The sequence below is a fragment of the Ohtaekwangia sp. genome (genome assembly GCF_036786105.1).
Lineage (GTDB): Bacteria > Bacteroidota > Bacteroidia > Cytophagales > Cyclobacteriaceae > Ohtaekwangia.
In genome coordinates this window covers 16,199-17,520 of the sequence record NZ_DAIQRQ010000067.1, presented here as the reverse complement: position 1 = coordinate 17,520, position 1,322 = coordinate 16,199, and the positions used below count along the sequence as shown (strand labels likewise).

The following is a 1,322-nucleotide window of genomic DNA, read 5'->3' as shown; positions in this document are numbered from 1 at the left end:
GTGCCCATACTGGAAATCCGCAAAGATAATTCAGTAGAAGATAGCATTCAGTTGATCATGGAAAGATTGTAAATTGAAGCCTTACAGAATTTCACTTTGAAACAGTATAGTATTCAATCCGGGTTACTGGACAGGCAACGAACTTTCATTATCAGCCCCGATTATATAGCGTTCGATAACAATGATCTTAAATCGGCCGGGCTTACGCGAATCAACAAGCCAAACATTAAAGACATCAAACTGCTGATCGAGCCCATTCAATGGGACCTCTTTTACGTTGGACGAAAATATACTATATCAGTAAAAGATAACGACAACAAGGTGCTAACAATCTGCATGAAGAATTTTTTTGGATTGCGGAAGCACTACCATCAAATCTTTCAGGAAGCTGTAGAACTGATTTGGAAGTATTATCTCACCGACATCGTTGATCAGTACCTTGCCCGCTTCTACGAGAATCTGGAGACACTTCATGTAGGAAAGTTTATACTTGACCAGCAAGGTATTCGCATTGCAGGAGGAACATTGCAGTTGAATTGGCTGGAAACAGAATTAAAGATCTATACGCGTTTTTTTGTGCTCTCCAATATAAATAAACCGGAAGACCATGTATATGTCGATTACAATGACTGGCATACCGAGATTTTATATAGCCTGACCAAGACGATTCTGAAAGAACGACACGACTCACAAAAATCATGAAAACGGAAATTGGAGCCCCTGATAAAGAGACTATAAAGAAACGTATTCATGAAAATATTCAATGGAGGGAATCAGATCCCTGGAATACCCACGATGAACTAAACTTTTTGGTTAGCAATAAAGTACTCCTCTTTACCGAAAGAAATACACCTGAGACAATCATACTGAGAATTTCATGGAGAAAGAGAACTGAATTTCTGATATTAATCTTCGGAACTTTATCCATAGTATACATTATTGTTGATAAGCCTTCGTTACTGAACAGCTACTGGCTTTGGAGTTTCGTTGCAGTATTTGTCCTTATTGCGGCTGTATATTTTCGGTTCTTCTTTAGGAACCAGGTAATTTTAGGAATCAGTTCAAAAGGGCTTTCGTTGGAGGAGGCACCTCCCTTAGTCTGGAGCGAAATATTATACCTGCATTTCAAGCTCATCAAGAATAACAATCGCACTGATGAGCTACAACTGGTTGTTACTCTAAAAAATGGAGAAGAACTTCAGACGCGAATCAATGACCTGGAATGGTCTCAGAAAAAATTGGGGTATATATTATATCGCTATATGAAACAACGGAGCTAATTTTTATTTAGAGATATATTTTAAAGTCATGAAAAAGAAATC

General features: G+C 38.0%; 2 protein-coding genes. Both read left to right on the top strand.

Annotated features, from left to right (window positions below; all coding sequences use genetic code 11):
• The first annotated feature begins 96 nt into the window (after window positions 1-96).
• Complete coding sequence (locus tag V7Q33_RS20075) at window positions 97-702, top strand: hypothetical protein (RefSeq protein ID WP_333821039.1); 606 nt, start codon at window positions 97-99, stop codon at window positions 700-702.
• On the top strand, window positions 699-1,280 hold the full coding sequence (locus tag V7Q33_RS20070; protein WP_333821038.1) for a hypothetical protein: 582 nt from the start codon (window positions 699-701) through the stop codon (window positions 1,278-1,280). The genes V7Q33_RS20075 and V7Q33_RS20070 overlap by 4 nt, the downstream gene beginning before the upstream one ends.
• The last annotated feature ends 42 nt before the right edge of the window (window positions 1,281-1,322 follow it).